The following is a 19,534-nucleotide window of genomic DNA, read 5'->3' as shown; positions in this document are numbered from 1 at the left end:
GCTGTGTCGTTCGAAGCGCGGCCGTGTGGCCCGCACGCAGGGCGCATCCGCCAATGGCAAGGGAGACGATCCCGTACCGACGGCCTTGAAACCGAGCGTGCTCCGAATAAATCACAAATTGTGCGATGCGGCAATTCACTCCCGGGCGCGGGAATTGCGATCCCGGCACGGGCCCGGTTTTGTGAGCGCACGCGCTCACAGCGGTTTTTCCAAGTCGATGATCGCAATGGAAAAATCACCGGCCCGCGAGACAATTGGTAACGCGCGAAACCATCTGCGCATGACAAACGTCCCTGCCGCTTGCGCGGCCGCGCGCTAGACTGCGCCGACTGTTATCCCCTCAGGCGGCCGCCTCCCCCATGACTACGTCTTCCGCTCCCGCCCCGGGCGCGCGTCGAGCCGCGCTCGTCTTCATTTTCATCACCGTGCTGATCGACGTGCTGTCGTTCGGCCTGATCATTCCGGTGCTGCCGCACCTGATCGAGCGCTTCGTCGACGGCGACACCGCGCGCGCGGCCTATTGGGTCGGGCTGTTCGGCACGGTGTTCGCGCTGATCCAGTTCGTGTTCTCGCCGATCCAGGGCAGCCTGTCGGACCGTTTCGGCCGGCGCCCGGTGATTCTGCTGTCGTGCCTGGGCCTGGGCCTGGACTTCGTGCTGATGGCGGTGGTCGACACCCTGCCGCTGCTGTTGATCGGCCGGATCATCTCCGGCATCACCGCGGCCAGCTTCACCACCGCCAACGCCTACATCGCCGACATCACCCCGCCCGAGCAGCGCGCCAAGAGCTTCGGCATGATCGGCGCGGCGTTCGGCGTGGGCTTCGTGGTCGGGCCGCTGATCGGCGCTTACCTGGGCGAAGTCGACCTGCGCCTGCCGTTCTGGTTCGCCGCCGGCTTGGCGCTGCTGAACTTCTTCTACGGCCTGTTCGTGCTGCCCGAATCGCTGCCGAAGGAAAAGCGCACCGCGCGCTTCGACTGGGCGCACGCCAATCCGTTCGGCTCGCTGATGCTGCTCAAGCGCTACCCGCAGGTGTTCGGCCTGGCCGCGGTGGTGTTCATCGCCAACATGGCGCACTACGTGTACCCGAGCATCTTCGTGCTGTTCGCCGATTACCAATATCACTGGGGCCTGCGCGAAGTCGGCTGGGTGCTGCTGGTGGTGGGCGTGTGCAACATCATCGTCAACGTCGGCCTGATCGGGCGCGTGGTGGCCAGGCTCGGCGAACGCCGCACCTTGCTGCTCGGCCTGGGCTGCGGCGTGGTCGGCTTCGTCATCTACGGATTGGCCGATGTCGGCACGATCTTCCTGATCGGCCTGCCGATCAGCGCGCTGTGGGCGATGGCCGCGCCGGCGACCCAGGCGCTGGTCACCCGCCAGGTCGGACCCAGCGAGCAAGGCCGCATCCAGGGCGCATTGATGAGCCTGATCTCGCTGGCCGGCGTGCTCGGCCCGGCGCTGTTCGCCGGCAGCTTCGGTTATTTCATCGGCAAGACCTCGCCGATCCATCTGCCGGGCGCGCCATGGTTCATCGCCGCGATTCTGCTGTGCATCGGCCTGCTGATCGCATGGCGCTATGCTCGCGTGCCGGCGACCGCGCCCGCGCCGGTGGAAGCCGAAGCGGCGGTGTGAACGTGACACCCCTACCTGACCGATGGCACAGGTAGGCGCGGCGCGCGGCCGGCAAGGTCGCTGGTATTGGTCAGGAGACTCCTCATGCGTGCTTTGATCGTTCCGATCCTGGCCGCCGTGGCGCTGAGCGCCTGCGGCGGCGTCGAATACCGCGACACCAACGCCGCCGTCGATGCGCGCCCCGAATGCGCCAGCGGCCCGAGCCGCCCGGGCGAAACCCCGCCGGCCTGGTGCGAGCGCAAGACCGAGGCCAAGTGGAACAGCGACAGCAAGGGCGAGAAGGTCGACTTCAAGAAGAAGGACGACGCGCCACGCTGAACCGTTAGGGTTCGGCGGCGGCCAGACCGCATCCTTGTCGCGACCTTGACGCGGCGGCCCGTATTGCTGGGCCATGAGCGAATCCAAATCGTCTGGGGCGTTGCCCGCGGTGGCCAACCGCCGCGCCGCGCGCGCGGCCGGGTTGCGTTACGTCAACGACGGCGAGCCGGGCATCGCGCGCCGCCGCGCCGGCCGCGGCTTCGCCTATCGCGATCCGCGGGGGAAAGCCGTCAGCGCGGCGAAAACCCTCGAACGCATCCGCATGCTGGCGATCCCGCCGGCCTACACCCAGGTGTGGATCTGCACCGATGCGCGCGGCCACCTGCAGGCCACCGGCCGCGATGCGCGCGGGCGCAAGCAATACCGCTATCACCCGCAATGGCGGCAGACCCGCGACGAAGGCAAGTTCGAACGCGTGATCGCCTTCGGTCGCGCCTTGCCGGCGCTGCGGCGCAGAGTGCGGCGCGATCTCAAGCTGGCGGGCTTCCCGCGCGACAAGGTGCTGGCGATCGTGGTGGCGGTGATGGCCGAAACCCTGTTGCGCGTGGGCAATCACGAATACGCGCGCAGCAATCGTTCGTTCGGCCTGACCACCTTGCGCAACCGCCATGTCGATTTCCTGCGCGGCGGCCGTGCGCGGTTCCGCTTTCGCGGCAAGGGCGGGCTGGCGCTGGAGGTGGAACTCGACAACGCCAAGCTGGTCGCACAGGTGCGTCGTTGCCAGCAGCTGCCGGGGCAGGCGTTGTTCCAGTACCGCGACGACGACGGCCGCCTGCAGCCGGTGGATTCCGGCGCGGTCAACGCCTACCTGCACGAGGCCATGGGCGCGGACTTCACCGCCAAGGACTTCCGCACCTGGGGCGGCACCCTGGCCGCGTTCCGGCGTCTAGCCGAGTTGCCGCTGCCGGAGCCGTCGCGCACCGGCAAGCCGAGTGAGCGCGCGCTGCTGCTCGCGCAGAACGCGGTCATCGGCGAAGTCGCGCAGGCGCTGCGCAACACGCCGAGCGTCTGCCGCAAGGCCTACATCGATCCGGCGGTGTTCAGCGCTTGGCGCGAAGGCCGTCTGTCGCGTTACGCCGACGGCGCGCGCAGCGAGTTGCAGTGGGAAAGCGCGGCGCTGCGGTTTCTCAAGCAGGCGCGCAAGCACGCCGGCTGAGCGCGGGCGCGGCCAGCGCCGGCAGGGCGATCACGGCGCCATCTGCGCCAGTTCGGCCTGCGGCAACGGCAGCAGCGCCCAGAACGCGGTGCGCGCCTTTGCCCAATCCTGCGCGGCGTCGTTGAGGATTTCGATCAGCGTCGCCGCGTCGTCGCTGTGCTGCGCCTGCCACGGGCCGGCGTGTTCGATCAGCAGCACGTAGCCAGGCGCCGGCCACCACGACAGGTCGTTGACGCTGTCGTTGAGCGCATCCCAGTTGCCGCCGAACCAGTCGGGAAAACGCAGCGCGCGCGCGATGCGTTCGAGCGCGTCGTCCTTGCTCGCGCAACCGCTGAAATCCACCCGCGCCAGCGCGAACTCCAGCTCGATCGCGGCATCGGCCAGCGCGCGCGCGTCGCGCGCATCGATGAAGTAGGCGCCGGCCTGGGCCGGGTCGGCGAGCAGTTCGCGCGGATCGATGGCGCTCATCGCGAGGCTCCTTCAGCGGCGACGTCGAAGCGCCGGAAGCTGCGGTAGTGATCGTCGCTGTAGAAATACTCGCTCGGCGGGTCGCCGCCGGTGACGATGCGGCGCGCGCCGCGATCGTCCGAGCCGGGCGTTTCCACCGTGTACTCGCGGTAGTAGCCGCGCGGCTGTTTCGGCAGGCGGTTCTCGCGGTTCTGGAAGGTGCTGCCGTCCTGGCGATGGTCGAACGGGCCGCCGGCGGCGATGCGGCGCAGGACGTCGTGGGCTTCGCGGGGCAGGAAGGCGGGGTAGGTGTCGCTGCGCGCGGTACTGACGCTGGCGGTGACGTTGACGGCCGGTCCGGTGCGTTCGCGCTGCGGCGCACTGTCCGGTGAGGATGTCGCGACCGGCGTGCGCGCGGAATGCTGCGACCATGCCCACAGGCCGATCAGGAGGACGGCGGCGATCAGCCACAGGTTGCGGCGCATGGTCATGACCCTCGCAGACGATGGCTGCAGTTTAGAGCACGAGGATCGTCGGTGGTGTTTCGATGCGGCCCCGCCGTTATGGTCCGATCGGTTCGCGGTGTGTTTGGCGAAGTGCGGGGGCGTTGTCGTGGCGCTGCCGCAGAGCGCGCTTGGTTGCGAGGTTGGCGGGCTTGATGTTTGGGGTGGTGGCGCGATGCCGCAGGTTGCGCCGTGGTTGGCAGGTCGCGGTCGCGGCTCGCGCCGCCCCTACAGGGAGCATCAATGCAACGACATCGATGGGTGGAACGCCGCGCGTGGGAGCGGCGTTCCACCGGGATTTCCTGCGGTCAGGCGGGCCGAATGCCGCGGCTCATGTGGCGGCCGCGGAGTGCATCGTTATCGTCGACGCCTTGCGTACCGCGCTGCGTTCGCGGGCGTTCTCAGCCGCAACCCACATCGACGATCACGTTGTTCTCGTCGACATGCACGTTGACCCGGCCGTCCATGTATTCCTTGGTGATCATCTGGCCCGGCTTGAGCACGCGCACGGTGTGGCCGCCGGCCTGGGTGCGGGCGCGTTCGACGGTGGCGGTGTCGGCGGTCTTGCCGACCAGCGCGGCCTTGGCCGCGTCGGCGTTGCAGGTGCGCGGCGCGGGCATGGGATGCGGTTCGCCCACTGCAATGGGTTTGACGGCGGCGCCTTGGTCGTCCGAATTGGGCGCGGAGCTGGACATTTCGTCGGCGCCGCGTGGTCCGGCGCAGGCGGCCATCGCCAGGGGCAGGGTCGCGGCCAATACCGCGCCCGACAGCAGGCGGGCGGCGGGCAGGTGGCGAAGGCGCAGCGGGAATAGGGGGCCGATCCGGTTCGACATGGCGATCTCCTTCAGCGACGACGCGCATGGCGGAATGCCTGCGCGGCACGATGGGGCGAGCCTGCACCGCAGCGGCTGTGTCCAGGGTTAACGCGAAAACCCGATCGCGCGATCCGCGACCTCGTTCACAGCGCGTGCGGCCTTATCCGCGTCGGGGTCGTGCGGACGGCGACGATGCGGCGCGATACGCACCGATTCGGATCGGTGCGTTCGCGCCTGTCATCGCGCCTGCAAGGCGATGGAGAAACTCAGCCGCAACGCAGGCCGGTGATCGCGCCGCGTTCGTTGACGTCGATGTTCAGGCGGTCCTGCTGGAAGTCCATCGTCGCGGCCATGCCGGGCTTGAGCACGCGCACCGAGCGGCTGCCGGTTTCGGCGCGGGCGCGCTCGATGGTGGCTTCGTCGGGGGCGCGGCCGATCGCCCAGCGCGCGGCTTCGGCGTTGCAGCTGGCCGGGCTGATGTTGGTCGGCGGAATCGGCGTGGCGCAGGCGGCCAGGGCGAGGCTCAGCGCGGCGATCGGAAGGGCGGTGCGAAGGACGGTATTCGGGGACATGGCGATGCTCCTGACGGCTCGGCAGATCGGTGCCGCGAGCCTGCGGGCGGCGGCGTGTGCGGCGCATGAAGGCCGGGGCGCGCAGTGTAGCGGGGCGATGCGGCGGGGCGATGGTCGCGATTCGGCGGGATGCGCGGTGTGTTCATGCGCGGGTTTGGTGCGGCGGCGATCGCGATCGCGATTGCGTTGCTGTCGGAGTCGGAGTCGGTGTTGGCGATTGCGTCGGCGTTGCGGATGGTGGCGGCGTGGTCGTTGCGGCGCGGTCGCGGCTTGCGCCGCTCCTACAGGGGGATACACACATCGCGAAGGTCGGGTGCCTACCTGTAGGAGCGGCGCAAGCCGCGACCGCGTTGCGACAGATCGCATCGTCATGACGAGGTCGTGATTCGCGCCAGCGCTACACCGAAGCCAACGCACGTTCGTCGTAGGCCTCGACCAACTTGAGCATCAGCTGCGCCAAGGTCACCACGTCCTGATGGTTATGCGCGGCCACGCGCCGCAGCAATGCCGACGATCCACCGCGCAGGTAATGCAGCCACGCCGCCGGCGCCTGCGACCCGGGCAGGTCGTCCTCGCGCACGATGTGCAGCAATTCGCGCTCCATCGTCGCCAGCCGGCAGTTTTCCCACACGCCGCGGTACATCCGCCGGGTCGGGAACAGCAGGTCGACGTGATCCAGCCCGCTCAGCGGATTGGCGATGCGCGCCAGGCGGTAACGGGTGTTCAACAGCGGCGTGTCGTAGCAGCGGCCGTTGTAGCTCGACAGCACCGTGTCCGGCTCGATCCATTGAGAGAACGCGCGCAGCATCGCCGGTTCGGCCGACAGGGTGGAGATCATCAGTTGGCGGATACGCAGGCCGTCGCCGAGCTGTGGGTCGTGATACCAGTCGGCGGCGCCGATCATGAAGGCGCGGGTGCCGGTGCCGCCGGCCAGGCCGGTGGTTTCGGTGTCGAAGAACAGCAGGCGGCGCGGGTCGAGCGCGTCGTCGGGGCGCTTGGCGAACGCCAGCGGCAGCGATTGCGCGGGCGCCGGCAGCGGCAGGTGCGCCTGGATCAGATGCAGGCCGGGGGCGATTTCTTCGCCTGGGAGCGAGCGCTCGGCGGGCAGGGCGCGCAGGTTGTTGTTGGGTGTGGCGCTTGCGTTGCCGGAATGGGCGGGGACCGAGCGCGGGAACGTGCGGGCGGGTGAGGTTTGCGGCGCCGTGGCTGCGTTGGTGGCCGCCGTCGGCGTGATGGGTTTGCGTTCGCGCAAGGCGATCAGGCGGCGCAGGGCGTCGATGTCGGGGCGCGAAGATCTGGTTTCCCCAAGCCCGTCTTTTCCAAAGAGCGGAGCGTTTGCGTCGCTGCTTTGGGGTGCGTCGGTGGGCGTGATTGAAGATGCCGCGACCGGGAGTGTGTCGACAGAAATGTGCGAAGAGCGAATCTCCCCCAACCCCTCGTTTCCAAAGAGGGGAGTGCTTGCGTCGGAGCGGGGGAACGCGGCCTGTTTCGGGGAGGTGTTGGCAACGTCGCCGTTGCCGGCAATTTCGCTGCGGCACTGCGCATCCGACGCATCCGCTTGTCTCCCTTCCTTGGAAAACAGGGGTCGGGGGAGATTCGCTTTTCCCTCCGGCGCAGATGCAACCTCCGCCTCCGCCCGCCCGGCCTGCCGCTGCAACGCACGCAATTTGGCCAGGGTCAGACTCATGCCGCGTCGCCGTCGTCGCGCCCGCTCAGCAGGCGCAACACCTGCAAGGCCAGCGAGCGCGGCGTCGCCTGCTCGCGGTCTTCGTCGGCAGCCAGCACCGGGCCGACGCAGGCCGGGCAGCCGGCGCGGCAGTCGCAGCGTTCGACCAGTTCCAGCGCGCGGCCGACCAGTTCGGCCTGACGTAGCCACAGCGGCTCGCTCAAACCCACCCCGCCGGGGAAGTTGTCGTACAGATACACGGTCGGCACGAATTGCTGCACTTCCAGCATCGCCACCGGGCCGCCGAGCGGCGCCTCGTGTTCGCCGCCGCGCAACTGGCCGCGGCCGTTCGCGTCCTGGGTCGCGAACCAGGCGCCGTCGCCGTTGCCGACCGACTTCTGCAGATCGCGCGCATCGGCCATCACCGCGACCGTGGCGACGATGTGCAGCGCATGCGCGGCGCCGAGAAACCCGTCGAGCGCCTCGTGCTTGGACTCGAAGCGCGACAGCAGTACGCCCTGCGGCAACTGCCACCACACTGCGGTGGTGTGCAGCTCCTGATCGGGCAGATTGACCGGGCCGTAGCCGATGCTCTCGTGGGTGTAGTAACGAATCTTCTTGTAACCGGCCACGCGCCGGACCACGTGCACTTCGCCGTGATGACTATCGCCGCGCCCGGCCTCGCCGCCGTCGAAACGTTCGAGCACCTTGAGCTTGGTGTAGTCGATCGAGTCGGTGTAGTAGTCGACATGGGTGCGGGTCACGTAGGCCTTGCGGCCGTCCCAGTCGAGGCGTTCGACCTGGTACGGCACCGACTGGATCATGTGGATCGCGCCTTCGTACAAGGTCAGCGCGGCGGCCGAGTAATCGACCTCGGCGATGATGACCTGGCGGCCGTCGCTGCGATCGACCACCACGAAGTTGCCGTCGGCGACCGAGCGCAGGCTCACCGCATTGGCCGGATAGCTGTCGGCGATCCATTCCCAGCGCTCGCCTTCGCGATGCACCACGCCGGTTTCGGCCAGGGCTTCGAGGAACACTTCCGGATCGATCGGGCCGAAATTCTCGCCGTGCTGGAACGGCAGTTCGAACGCGGCGCAGCGGATGTGATCGAACAGGATCAGCGGCTGGTCGGGCGCGATGCGCGCGTGCTCGGGCGAGGCATCGGCGAAGAAATCCGGATGCCGCACCACGTATTGGTCCAGCGGCTGCGAGCTGGCGACCAGGATGCCGAGCGACGGTTGCTGGCGACGGCCGGCGCGGCCGAAGCGTTGCCAGGTGGCCGCGACCGAGCCCGGATAGCCGTTGAGCACGACCACGTCGAGACTGCCGATGTCCACGCCGAGTTCCAGCGCCGAAGTCGAGACGATGCCGTCGATGCGGCCGTCGCGCATCGCACGTTCGGCCTCGCGGCGTTCGCTCGGCAGATAGCCGCCGCGGTAGGCGCGGATGCGCGCGGGTTTGCGCGGATCGTGATCGAACACGTCCTTGAGGTACTTGGTCAGCACTTCGACCATCAGCCGGGTCTGGGCGAAGATCAGGGTCTTCAACCCGGCCTTGATCGCGATGCGCGCGATCCGGTTGCTCTGCGAGCGCGCCGACGCGCGCAGGCCCAGGTCGGCGTTGACCACCGGCGGGTTCCACAGCAGCACGTGCTTGTCGCCGGTCGGCGCGCCCGAATCGAGGATCGCGCGCACCGGTTGTTCGATCAGCGCCTCGGCGTGGGCCTGGGGATTGCCGATCGTCGCCGAGCACAGGATGAATTGCGGGGTGACGCCGTAGAACGCGCAGATCCGCTGCAGCCGCCGCAGCACCCCGGCGACGTGGCTGCCGAACACGCCGCGGTAGGTGTGGATCTCGTCGATCACGATGTAGCGCAGGTTCTCGAAGAACTGCGCCCACTTGGTGTGATGCGGCAGGATCGCCTGGTGCAGCATGTCGGGATTGGACACGACGATGTCGCCGTGCAGGCGGATCGCCTGGCGCGCGTCGCCGGGGGTGTCGCCGTCGAAGGTGAAGGCCTTGACCCCCAGATCGCCGGCGCGGTTGAGCTCCAGCAGCTCGGCGACCTGATCCTGCGCCAGCGCCTTGGTCGGAAACAGGTACAGCGCCTTGGCGCCGCGGGTCATCGCCGCGGCCACCACCGGCAGGGTGTAGCACAGCGACTTGCCCGAGGCGGTCGGGGTGACCACGGCGACGTGTTCGCCGGCCTGGGTCGCGTCCCAGGCCTGCGCCTGGTGGCTGTAGAGGCGGTCGATGCCGCGCGCGCGCAGCGCGGCCTTGAGCGATTCGGGCAGGTCCTCGGGCAGCGGCGCGTAGCGGCCTTCGCGCCCGGGCAGGGTGAAGCTGCCGGTGATGCGGTCGCGGTAGCGGCGTTGCAGACGCTGCGCCAGCGCGCCGCCGTGGCGGGCGTCGATGGCTTCCTCGCTGTCGCTACGGGCCAGCGCGCGGGCCGCGGCGGGCGAGGGGACGAGATCGCGCGAGGACGGGTCGATCAGGGCGGACATGGCGGCAAGGACAGGGGCGGAGTCTCGTTGTACGCGACGGCGATCTCAGTGTGTGAGACGGTGCCGTGCCGGATCGGCGGCGACACGGCAGTGCCGGGCCTCGCGGCCGGCGGCATCCACGGTGAAGGAGACAGGATCGTGAGCGAATCGGAAACGCGGCACCCGGTGGTGTACACGCAAGCCATGGTGCGCGACGCGGTGCGCACCTTCGTGTGGCGGCGGGTGGTCGTCGCAGAGAAGGGCCTGTGGCTCGCCGCGTCGGCCTTGCTCGCGTTCGTGGTGTTCCTGCTGTGGCGCGGGGATCGGAGCTGGCTGGTGGGCGCGCTGAGCATCGTCGTGTTGCTGCCGCCGCTGTTGCTGGCGCTGGTGTGGCGCGTGCATCACCGCAATACGGTGGGCAAGTTCCGCAACATGCCGGCGCCCGAGGCGACGTTCGTGTTCGCCGAGGACGCCTTGATGATCGAATCCGGGCTCGGCTCGGCGTCGATCCCGTGGTCCAGCCTGGTCGAAGCGTGGGAGCGTCCGGGCTATTGGATGCTGTTCACTTCCAAGGCGCAGTTTTTGACTTTGCCGGTGGCGGATTTGTCCGAGGATGATTTGGCGCGGTTGCGGCAGAGATTGGAGAAGGTTTAGTCGCGCTGGCGCGGTCGGGAATCGGGAATCGGGAATCGGGAATCGGGAATCGGGAATCGGGAATCGGGAATCGGGAATCGGGACGACTTTGCCGAATTTGCTTTTGCTCGTCATCCCCGCGAAGGCGGGGATCCAGGGCTCCACCGCGACATTCTTTCCGGCGTCATTCCCGCGAACGCGGGAATCCAGCGACTTTCGTGCGGCTACGGTTAAAGACACTGGATTCCCGCGTTCGCGGGAATGACGGCTGTAGCGACGCGGAAATCGGGGGCAGCGGCCTTCAATAATTCCCACTGACCCCGAAGCAAGCCAGACAATTCAGGTCGCAGCGACGCGCACCGAGTATCCTTGCGCGCCGCACCCCAGACCCTGCGCGTCATGAAGATCGGCATCGATTTCGGCACCAGCTATTCCGCCGCCGCGGCGGTGATCGACGGCGCGGTGCGCACCGTTGCCTTCGGCGAGGAGCGCCAGTTCCGCACCACGGTGTATTTCCCCGAGGCCGTGCCCGACCCGAGTCAGTTCGAACTGACCGATGCGCTCGAGGCCGAGGTCGACGCGCTGGTGCGCAGCGCCCGCGCCCAGCAGACCCGCGCCGCGAGCGAAGCGCTGGCCGCGCGCCGCGAGCAGGCCGCGCGCCTGCCGGCCGATCAGCGCGACACGGCGCTGGCGTTGATCTCCGCGCCGGTGCAGCGCAGCGAGACCGACCTGCGCCGCGACGCCGTCCGCGCGGTGCGCCGGCAATGGCTGGAGCAGCAGGTGCGCGAGGCGCGCGCGTCGGCGGCGAGCCTGCAGAACGCGGTCTATGGCGAGGACGCCGTCGAGGCTTACTTGAGCGAAGGCTTCGGCAACCTGGTGCAATCGCCCAAGTCGATGCTGGGCTATCAGCTCGCGCCGCACGTGCGCCAGACCATCGTCGGCATCGCTGGCTACATCCTCGAACACATCCGCCTGAGCGCGAGCCAGCAGCTCGGCGCCAACGTGCGTTCGGCGGTGCTCGGCCGGCCGGTGCAGTTCCGCAGCTCGCTCGGCGCGGCCGGCGGCGACCAGGCGCTGGCGATCCTGACCGAAGCCGCGGCCGGCGCCGGTTTCGACGAGGTGGAATTTCTCGAAGAACCGGTCGCCGCGGCGCTGGGCTACCACGCGCAGAGCGCGCACCGGCACCGCACCTTGGTGGTCGACATCGGCGGCGGCACCACCGACATCACCCTGGCCGAAGTCGGCGGCGCGCAGGCGCCGGTCGTGCTCGGCTCATGGGGCATCGCGCGCGGCGGCGTCGACGTCGATCTGTCGCTGAGCCTGTCGCGGTTCATGCCGCTGTTCGGCAAGGGGGCGACCCGCGTGCCCGCGCACCATTTCGTCGAAGCCGCGACCGTGCACGACGTGGTCCGGCAGCGCGATTTCCAGCGCCGCGACGCCTACCGCGAGGTCGACGCTCCGTTCGGCCCGCGGCTGATCGCGCTGCAGCAGACCGGCAACACCACCCGCCTGAGCCGGGCGGTGGAGTCGACCAAGATCGTATTGAGCAGCGCGTCGGACAGCCGCGCCGAACTGGATTACATCGAACGCGGTTTGTCGCTGGCCTCCAGCGCCGACGACCTGGCCCAGGCGGCCGATCCGTTCCTGGGCTATCTGACCGAACTGCTGGCCGAAGTCGGCGCGCAGATCGGCGAACCGCCCGCGGCGGTGTTCCTGACCGGCGGCATGTCGCGCGCGCCGTACGTGCGCGAAGCGGTGCGCCGCTGTTTCCCGCAGGCCAAGCAAGTGGCCGGCGATGCGTCGCTGGGCGTGGTGTCGGGGTTGGCGTTCGCGGCGGCGCGGGCGAGCTAAGGTACGAGTCCGCCCGCGGCATGACCCCATGCGCGGGTTCCTCGAGAGGTGCCGTCATCGCCGTGAAGCCGCATTCCCCGTCCTGCGAGCGCAACCGCGAGCCGATCCTGGCGGTGTTGCGCGAGCACTTCGCCGATCGCCGCCATGTGCTGGAAATCGGCAGCGGCACCGGTCAGCACGCGGTGCATTTCGCCGCGGCGATGCCGTGGCTGGTGTGGCAGTGCTCGGACGGTGCGCCGTATCTGCCGGGTATTGGCGCTTGGCTGGATGAGGCGGCCTTGTCGAATACGCCGGCTGCGATCGAGTTGCAGGCGGTGACCGCGCCGCAGGCGGGATTCGCGCCGCTGCCGGTGCTGCCGAATGCGGGCGACGACGGCGCGGTTGGTTTCGATGCGGTGTTCAGCGCCAACACCTTGCACATCATGGGATGGCCGCAGGTCGAGGCGTTGTTCGCCGGATTGGCCGGCGTGTTGGCGCGCGACGCCGTGGTCGTGGTGTATGGACCGTTCAACTACGGCGGACAGTTCAGCAGCGACAGCAATCGCGAGTTCGATGGCTGGTTGAAGGCGCGCGATCCGGTCTCGGGCGTGCGCGATTTCGAGGCGGTGGATGCGCTGGCCGCGGGCATCGGTCTGCGGTTGGTGGCGGATGTGGCGATGCCGGCGAATAACCGGTGCCTGGTGTGGCGCAAGATCGCCGCGGTTGGTTCGGAGCAGGCCGCTGAAGTCTCTGGATCCCCGCCTTCGCGGGGATGACGGGCAAATGCATCGCGGGCGCTGGAGGTCTTTTGTGGGAGGGCTTCAGCCCCGACGCTCTTTTCTCAGATCGCATCGAAACTTCACCACTGCTGGCCGAAAAGCGTCGGGGCTGAAGCCCCTCCCACAAAAGACCTCGGGGCGGCGCTGTGTGCATGAGCGTCGTCCAGCCAAGGCGATGCAGTGAGCCAAGTAAGACGATGCCGCGAAATCCAAATAGTCGGCGACCCGAAGCTCAGTTCGACACCACCGTCGTCAACAACGGCGAGTCGAACATTGCCACCGGCGAGATCACCGGCTCGTTCAACGGCACGCGCGCGCCGTAGCGCTCACGCAGCTTGGCCTTCACCGCGGGATCGTCGAGGTTGAAGCTGCGCAGCTGCTGCAACTCACCGACGCGGATACCGAGCGCGCGGTCGTACATTTTCCACACCACTTCCGAGCAGTACAGCTTGCGATCGGACCACTCGAAGGTCAGATCGTAGGGGCGGCCGCTCAGCGCCTTCGCCTGCGCGCGCAGTTTCGCCTGCTGCGGCGCGCTCAGCGGCGCGCGCAGGCGCTTGAGCACGTAGTGGCCGCCTTCGCCGCGCGCGATCCAGCGCGCCAGCGGGGTGTAGACGGTCGGCCCGATCGCTTCGAACACATAAGGTTGGCCGCCGCGATGCACGATCACGCCCATGTGGCTGTAGCGCGAGCCGGTCGCGCGCTGGATCGCCAGGCTCTGCGCCGAGCGCGAGGTCTGGAAGATCAGGTCGCCGTCGCGGGTGGCCGGCGCCTGCGCGGCGGCGCAGCCCGCGCACAGCAGGGACAGCGCCATCGCGACAGCGACCAGTGCGCGCACTCAGGCGGCCGCGTCGGTGGTGAACACGTGCAGGTCTTCCTCGCCCATGCGCAGCTCGCGTTCGAAGCGCAGGCCGAGCCGTTCGAGCACCTTGATCGAGGATTGATTGGCCGGGTCGACGATGCCGAGCACGCGCGGCAAGGCCAGCACCTCGCGCGCATGCCGCAGCATCGCGCTGCCCGATTCGATCGCGTAGCCGCGCGACCAGTGGCGCGGCAGGAAGGCGTAGCCCAGGTCGGCGTCGGGCAGGGTGTCGCGCTTGAGCAGCCCGCACATGCCGATCGATTCGCCGCTGTCGCGCAGCGACACCCGCATCAGGCCGAAGTTGTTGCGTGCGTAGCTGAGCACCGGCCCGTCGAGGATGTAGCGCACCGCGCTTTCGAGATCGCGCACGCCGCGGTCGCCGATGTTGTCGAGGAAGGACGGTTCGTTGAGCAGTTGCAGGATGAAACCGGCATCGTCCGGGGTCAGTTCGCTCAACAGCAGGCGTTCGGTCTGGATCGTGGGCATGGGCGGATCGGTCGGTGGGCGGTGCGGTCAACGATACGACAGCGCGGGCGCAGCGTGACCGGCCCGGGTGAGGCGACGATGAAGCCGCCGCGCGCGGCTACACTGGCCCGCCCCGAATACGCGTCGCCGTCATGCCCGATCCGTCCCGCCACCACGAGATTCACCCCATCGCCGACGACAAGCGCCGGGCCGTGCTCGACGCGCTGGCGGCGATCGAGCGCGACCACGACGTGCGGATCGTCTATGCCTGCGAATCGGGCAGCCGCGGCTGGGGGTTTTCCTCGCCCGACAGCGATTACGACGCGCGCTTCGTCTATATGCACAAGCAGCCGTGGTACCTGACGGTCAACGAGCGCTGCGGCCCCAGCGAGCCGCAGCGCGACGTGATCGAGCTGCCGATCGACAGCGAGCTGGATGTCAGCGGCTGGGACCTGCGCAAGGCTCTGCGGCTGTTGTCGAAATCCAATCCGACCCTGTCGGAATGGCTGCGCTCGCCGATCGTGTACCGCGAGGACGGCGCGCTCAGCGCCGGACTGCGGACCCTGGCCAACGAGTTCTATTCGCCGGTCGCGGCGTGGCATCACTACTTGAGCATGGCCAAGGGAACGTTCCGAGGTCATCTACAGGGCGAGGAGGTGCGGACCAAGAAGTATCTGTACGTGCTGCGCCCGGTGCTGGCCTGCCAGTGGATCGAGCGCGCCGAGGGTCCGCCGCCGATGGCGTTCGAGGATCTGCTGGCGCGGCTGCTGCCCGACGGGCCGGTGCGCGAGGCGGTCGATGCCTTGCTGGTGCGCAAGCGGCACAGCGCCGAGGTCGCGGCCGGGCCGCGGATCGCGGCGATCAGCGATTTCCTCGAGGCTGAAATCGAGCGGATGCAGACGCAGGCGCCGGTGTTGGCGGCGGGATCGGGGAATGCCGACCGGCTGGACGAATTCTTCCGCGCCGCGTTGGCCTGAGCGCGGATGGTTCTACTGGGTGAGGCGGCGAGGTCTTTTGTGGGAGGGGATTTATCCCCGATGCTGTTCGGTCAGGCCAAGAAGATGCATCGCGATCGGAACGAAAGGCATCGGGGATAAATCCCCTCCCACAAAAGACCTCGAGCGACTGTGAGTCCCACAAAAGACCTCGAGCGGCTGCGAGCGACTGCAATGTTTTTGCTCGTCATCCCCGCGCAGGCGGGGATCCAGAGACTTCGGCGTCATGCTTCGGTGAAGCCCTGGATCCCCGCCTTCGCAGGGATGACGAGCGAAGGGATCGGGTTGCGTGTCCTGGCTCACTCCGACAACGCCAACGACCGCTGCAACGGCTCGATCGTCCCTTCGCCGCGCATCACCTTCTTGTACTCGGCGCGCGACACCGAAATGTAGGACTCGTTGCCGCCGATCTCGACCTGCGGGCCGTCGAGCACCGCGCGTCCGGCTTCGTCCACGCGCACGGTCATGGTCGCCTTCTTGCCCGAATGGCAGATGGTCTTGATCTCGGTCAGCTCGTCGGCCCAGGCCAGCAGGTACTGGCTACCTTCGAACAACTCGCCGCGGAAATCGGTGCGCAGGCCGTAGCACAGCACCGGGATGCGCAACTGGTCGACGATCTCGCTGAGCTGCCAGACCTGCGAGCGGGTCATGAACTGCGCCTCGTCGACCAGCACGCAATGCAGCGCGCCGCGCGCGGCGATGTCGGCGCGGATCAGCGCTTCCAGGTCCTGGTCGTGCTCGAAGGCGATGCCGTCGGCGCGCAGGCCGATCCGCGAGGCGACCGTGCCGCTGCCGGCGCGGTGGTCCAGGCGCGGGGTCAGGATCGCCACGCGCATGCCGCGTTCGCGGTAGTTGTGCGCCGACTGCAGCAGGGTCGTGGTCTTGCCGGCGTTCATCGCCGAATAATAGAAATAGAGCTTGGCCATGCGGCCAGTTTAGGCCGCGCGGGCGCGGCGCTACAGACTTGACGCGGCGATCGGCGCGGTTTTCGGCCAGGCGCAGAACCCCGGATGGGTCGGCCGTACAGGCTTGCGCGCCGATCCGGTCGCTCAGCCGTCCGGCGCAATCCGCGCTACTGGCTGCGCGGCGCGACCTCGGCCGGCCCGACCTCGACATTGCCGTGGCGCCAGATCACGTCCTCGGCGGCCCAGTAGCGGCCGCTGTCCCAGCGCCACTCGTTCAACATCTGGTTGAGATCGACCGTGCCCGGATCGGTCCAGCCGGTCGGGCCGGGCGCGAACACCTGCAGTTTGCCGACATCGCCCAGGCGGCTGCCGGTGATCTGCCGCCTGGACTGGGCCACGGCGCGTTCGAAGCGCGGCTTGGCGGCCTGGTCGCCGTAGCGGTCGTAGATCGCCTGGCCCTCGCGCAGCGCGCGGGTGCGTTCGGCTTCGTCGAGCTCCAGCCACATCTTCTCGCGCAGCAGCAGGAACTGCGGGTACTGGCGCTCGGCGGCGACGTCGGCCCAGGCGTAGGCCAGCGCGCGGTCGCGCGGGGCGCCCACGCCGTGCCAGTACATCAGGCTCAGGCGGTGCTGCGAATATTTGTCGGCGAAACCGGCGGCGCGGCGGAAATGCCGGAACGCGTCGTCCCAGTCGCCGCGCGCGGCGGCGCGGCTGCCGTACAGGCGCCACAGCTCGTTGGGATGGGTCAGCGCGACGCGGCTGCGCTTGTCGTATTCGTCGCGGGTCATCAGATCGCTCTCGGCGCCGACCGCGGCGGCCTGCGGCGGCGCGTCGTCGGCGGCGAGCGCGGCGGGGCTGTACAGACTCAAGCCGCACAGACCCAAGCTGCACAGGCCCAATGCGATGGCGGCGAAGCGTTTCATGACGTCCCCTCGGTCCGCGCGGACCGTCGCTGCGATGCCGCCAACCATACGCCGCGGCGTGTGCGCCGCCAATCGCATCGGTTGCGAATATCGCCCGGTTCGTCCCGGCGGCCGGCGCGACCGGATCGGACACGGCCCAACGGTCTGCGTCATATAAACTGCCGCGCCGGGCCGGCCTTCCGTCGGCGACGTAGACCTCATGCACGGCCTCAATCCCCCCCAACGCGCCGCCGTTCTCGCAACCGAGGGCCCCTTGCTCGTGCTCGCCGGCGCCGGCAGCGGCAAGACCCGCGTGATCGTCGAGAAGATCGCCCACCTGATCGCCTCGGGCCGGATGCCGGCCAAGCGCATCGCCGCGATCACCTTCACCAACAAGTCGGCCAAGGAAATGCGCGAGCGCGTGGCCCGGCGGATCAAGGGCGACGGCGCCGAAGGCCTGACCATCTGCACCTTCCACGCGCTGGGGTTGAAATTCCTGCAGTTCGAACACGCCAAGCTCGGCCTGCGCCGCGGCTTCAGCGTGTTCGACAGCGACGACAGCAACGCCCAGATCAAGGACCTGCTGCCGGCCGGCACCAAGCCCGACGTGATCGACGACATGCGCAACCTGATCTCGCGCGCGAAGAACGCCGGCCTGTCGCCGGAACAGGCGCTGGCCGAATCGCGCAGCCCGCGCGAGATGGAAGCGGCGGTGCTGTACCAGCTGTACCAGGCGCGTCTGAGCACGTTCAACGCGGTCGATTTCGACGACCTGATCCGGCTGCCGGTGCAGTTGCTGGAAGCCGACACCGACGTACAGCTGGCCTGGCGCGAACGCATCGGCTATCTGCTGGTCGACGAGTGCCAGGACACCAACGACGCCCAGTACCGCCTGCTCAAGGCGATCGCCGGGCCGCGCGGCCTGTTCACCTGCGTGGGCGACGACGACCAGTCGATCTACGCCTGGCGCGGCGCCAACCCGGACAACCTGCTCGAGCTGGGCAAGGACTATCCGAGCCTGGAGATCATCAAGCTCGAACAGAACTACCGTTGCAGCAACCGGGTGCTGCGCGCGGCCAACGCGCTGATCGCCAACAACCCGCACGAATACCCCAAGACCCTGTGGAGCGACCAAGCCGACGGCGAGCGCATCCGGGTGTGGGAATGCCGCGACAGCGCGCACGAGGCGGAGAAGGTCGCCGCCGAGATCCAGTTCCTGGCGCAGAAGAACGAAGCGCCGTGGCTGGATTTCTGCATCCTGTTCCGCGGCAACCACCAAAGCCGCGCGCTGGAAAAAGCGCTGCAGTTGCTGCGCGTGCCGTATCACCTCAGCGGCGGGACCGCGTTCCTGGAACGGCATGAGGTCAAGGACGCGCTGTCGTGGCTGCGGCTGATCGCCAACCCGGACGACGACGCGGCGTTCCTGCGCGCGGTCACCTCGCCCAAGCGCGAGATCGGCGCGACCACCCTGGCCAAGCTGGCCGAGATGGCCCAGCACGCGCAGATGCCGATGTCGCGCATGGCCGAATCGATCAACGCGATCAAGCAGCTGACTCCGCGCGCCGGCAATGCGCTCGACGGCTTCGTGCAGATCGTGCGTTTCCTGCGCAGCGAAGCGCAGAAGATCAGCCCGGCCGAACTGGTCGGCGTGCTGGCCGAACGCAGCGGCCTGCTGGCGTCGATCCGCGCCCAGTGCAAGGACGAAGCCTCGTTCCAGCGGCGCAAGGAAAACCTCGCCGAACTGTCGGGTTGGTTCGACGGTGGCAAGGGCTCGGGCCCGGGCGAACTGGCCGCGCAGCTGGCCTTGCTGTCGCATGCCGACAAGGGCGACGCCGGCAATCAGGTGCGGCTGATGACCTTGCATGCGGCGAAGGGCCTGGAGTTTCGCTACGTATTCATCGTCGGCGTGGAAGACGGCAACCTGCCGCACGACGCCAGCCTGGACGAGGGCCATCTCGACGAGGAACGGCGCCTGATGTACGTGGGCATCACCCGCGCCAAGGAAGCGTTGTACCTGTCGCATGCGCGCGAAACCCAGCGCTGGGGCGAGCGCATCCGGCTCAAGCCGAGCCGCTTCATCGACGAACTGCCGGCCGACGAGGTGCAGCGCGACGGCGCCGATCCGGTGGCCGATGCGGCGCGCAAGCATGAGCGCGCTACGGCGGGGTTTGCGGCGATCAAGGCGTTGTTGGACGGGTGAGGGGTTTGGGTTGCTTTGCGGCTAACTGCAGAGCAAGAGCAAATCCCCTCTGGCCCCCCTTTTTCAAAGGGGGGAATGCTTGCGTAGCGGGTGGTGGATGCGTCGGACTGGCGCGGTAAACGCCGTTGGCCGTTGGCTTTGGTTAGAGTTCCGCTCACCGCTCACGAGCCTCAAGCCAGCGCCGTATGCCTGCGTCCTTCGATCCACAGAACCCGCAGACAACTAGCCCACTTTGAAAAAGGGGGTGGGCGCCTGCGTCATTGCAACGAAGCGGCGCAAACCACTGCGCCGGGGGATTTGCTTCTCGTCCCACAACACAACCGATCCCCACGAACCCACGCCCCGAATCGGCTAGTCTTGCTCGCATCG

The 19,534-nt window shown here is 68.3% G+C and carries 19 protein-coding genes; 9 read left to right on the top strand and 10 right to left on the bottom strand.

What is annotated here, in order from left to right; genetic code table 11:
• Window positions 1-359 precede the first annotated feature (359 nt).
• The 3 genes from KME82_RS24650 to KME82_RS24640 all read left to right on the top strand — a co-directional run bounded on the left by KME82_RS24650 (window position 360) and on the right by KME82_RS24640 (window position 3,105).
• Window positions 360-1,631 (top strand): TCR/Tet family MFS transporter, encoded by a 1,272-nt coding sequence (locus tag KME82_RS24650; protein WP_215496369.1) that lies wholly within the window; start codon window positions 360-362, stop codon window positions 1,629-1,631.
• 84 nt (window positions 1,632-1,715) lie between these two features.
• The gene (locus KME82_RS24645; RefSeq protein ID WP_215496368.1) at window positions 1,716-1,949 is read left to right on the top strand and encodes a hypothetical protein; all 234 of its coding nucleotides are present in this window, start codon (window positions 1,716-1,718) and stop codon (window positions 1,947-1,949) included.
• Between the two features lie 73 nt (window positions 1,950-2,022).
• A complete protein-coding gene (locus KME82_RS24640) occupies window positions 2,023-3,105 on the top strand; it encodes a DNA topoisomerase IB (RefSeq protein WP_215496367.1) in 1,083 nt (360 codons plus the stop codon).
• Between the two features lie 30 nt (window positions 3,106-3,135).
• Here the strand turns inward: KME82_RS24640 and KME82_RS24635 are convergent, their stop codons facing one another.
• The 6 genes from KME82_RS24635 to KME82_RS24610 form a co-directional block, all read right to left on the bottom strand.
• Entirely contained in the window at window positions 3,136-3,573 is a 438-nt protein-coding gene (locus KME82_RS24635; protein WP_215496366.1) for a barstar family protein, read from the bottom strand.
• The gene (locus KME82_RS24630; protein ID WP_215499201.1) at window positions 3,570-4,037 is read right to left on the bottom strand and encodes a ribonuclease domain-containing protein; all 468 of its coding nucleotides are present in this window, start codon (window positions 4,035-4,037) and stop codon (window positions 3,570-3,572) included. Before KME82_RS24630 ends, KME82_RS24635 begins: the two co-directional genes overlap by 4 nt.
• Window positions 4,038-4,456: 419 nt before the next feature.
• A complete protein-coding gene (locus tag KME82_RS24625) occupies window positions 4,457-4,888 on the bottom strand; it encodes an I78 family peptidase inhibitor (protein WP_215496365.1) in 432 nt (143 codons plus the stop codon).
• Window positions 4,889-5,136: 248 nt separating this feature from the next.
• On the bottom strand, window positions 5,137-5,442 hold the full coding sequence (locus KME82_RS24620) for an I78 family peptidase inhibitor (RefSeq protein ID WP_215496364.1): 306 nt from the start codon (window positions 5,440-5,442) through the stop codon (window positions 5,137-5,139).
• A 397-nt stretch (window positions 5,443-5,839) separates the two neighbouring features.
• Window positions 5,840-7,129 carry a ribonuclease H-like domain-containing protein gene (locus KME82_RS24615; protein WP_215496363.1) on the bottom strand — a complete coding sequence of 430 codons (1,290 nt, stop codon included), beginning with the start codon at window positions 7,127-7,129 and terminating at the stop codon, window positions 5,840-5,842.
• Window positions 7,126-9,615: a DEAD/DEAH box helicase gene (locus KME82_RS24610; protein WP_215496362.1), complete on the bottom strand. Its 2,490-nt coding sequence runs from the start codon at window positions 9,613-9,615 to the stop codon at window positions 7,126-7,128. Before KME82_RS24610 ends, KME82_RS24615 begins: the two co-directional genes overlap by 4 nt.
• Before the next feature lie 27 nt (window positions 9,616-9,642).
• Here KME82_RS24610 and KME82_RS24605 point away from each other — a divergent pair, with 27 nt between their 5' ends.
• The 4 genes from KME82_RS24605 (at window position 9,643) to KME82_RS27310 (ending at window position 12,992) form a co-directional block, all read left to right on the top strand.
• Entirely contained in the window at window positions 9,643-10,248 is a 606-nt protein-coding gene (locus KME82_RS24605; protein WP_215496361.1) for a YcxB family protein, read from the top strand.
• A gap of 378 nt (window positions 10,249-10,626) precedes the next feature.
• A complete protein-coding gene (locus KME82_RS24600; RefSeq protein ID WP_215499200.1) occupies window positions 10,627-12,078 on the top strand; it encodes an Hsp70 family protein in 1,452 nt (483 codons plus the stop codon).
• 20 nt (window positions 12,079-12,098) lie between these two features.
• Window positions 12,099-12,833 carry a DUF938 domain-containing protein gene (locus tag KME82_RS24595; protein ID WP_215496360.1) on the top strand — a complete coding sequence of 245 codons (735 nt, stop codon included), beginning with the start codon at window positions 12,099-12,101 and terminating at the stop codon, window positions 12,831-12,833.
• A 21-nt stretch (window positions 12,834-12,854) separates the two neighbouring features.
• The gene (locus tag KME82_RS27310) at window positions 12,855-12,992 is read left to right on the top strand and encodes a DUF6053 domain-containing protein (RefSeq protein ID WP_430538871.1); all 138 of its coding nucleotides are present in this window, start codon (window positions 12,855-12,857) and stop codon (window positions 12,990-12,992) included.
• 76 nt (window positions 12,993-13,068) lie between these two features.
• On the opposite strand, the gene KME82_RS24590 is transcribed toward KME82_RS27310, so the two are convergent.
• Both KME82_RS24590 and KME82_RS24585 read right to left on the bottom strand, forming a co-directional pair.
• Window positions 13,069-13,650 carry a YiiX family permuted papain-like enzyme gene (locus KME82_RS24590; protein ID WP_215496359.1) on the bottom strand — a complete coding sequence of 194 codons (582 nt, stop codon included), beginning with the start codon at window positions 13,648-13,650 and terminating at the stop codon, window positions 13,069-13,071.
• Window positions 13,651-13,674: 24 nt separating this feature from the next.
• Entirely contained in the window at window positions 13,675-14,184 is a 510-nt protein-coding gene (locus tag KME82_RS24585; protein ID WP_215496358.1) for a GNAT family N-acetyltransferase, read from the bottom strand.
• A gap of 131 nt (window positions 14,185-14,315) precedes the next feature.
• Between KME82_RS24585 and KME82_RS24580 the strand changes: the two genes are divergently transcribed.
• Entirely contained in the window at window positions 14,316-15,140 is an 825-nt protein-coding gene (locus KME82_RS24580; protein ID WP_215496357.1) for a nucleotidyltransferase domain-containing protein, read from the top strand.
• A 317-nt stretch (window positions 15,141-15,457) separates the two neighbouring features.
• Here KME82_RS24580 and KME82_RS24575 read toward each other — a convergent pair whose 3' ends face one another.
• On the bottom strand, window positions 15,458-16,084 hold the full coding sequence (locus KME82_RS24575) for a thymidine kinase (protein WP_215496356.1): 627 nt from the start codon (window positions 16,082-16,084) through the stop codon (window positions 15,458-15,460).
• A 146-nt stretch (window positions 16,085-16,230) separates the two neighbouring features.
• On the bottom strand, window positions 16,231-16,986 hold the full coding sequence (locus KME82_RS24570; protein WP_215496355.1) for a hypothetical protein: 756 nt from the start codon (window positions 16,984-16,986) through the stop codon (window positions 16,231-16,233).
• Window positions 16,987-17,185: 199 nt separating this feature from the next.
• Between KME82_RS24570 and KME82_RS24565 the strand changes: the two genes are divergently transcribed.
• Entirely contained in the window at window positions 17,186-19,165 is a 1,980-nt protein-coding gene (locus KME82_RS24565; protein ID WP_215496354.1) for a UvrD-helicase domain-containing protein, read from the top strand.
• Window positions 19,166-19,534 lie beyond the last annotated feature (369 nt).

It is taken from the genome of Lysobacter capsici, assembly GCF_018732085.1.
GTDB classification, from domain to species: Bacteria; Pseudomonadota; Gammaproteobacteria; order Xanthomonadales; family Xanthomonadaceae; genus Lysobacter; species Lysobacter capsici_A.
Note: the sequence above shows the minus strand (reverse complement) of the source record. Positions and strands in the feature narration are given on the sequence as shown.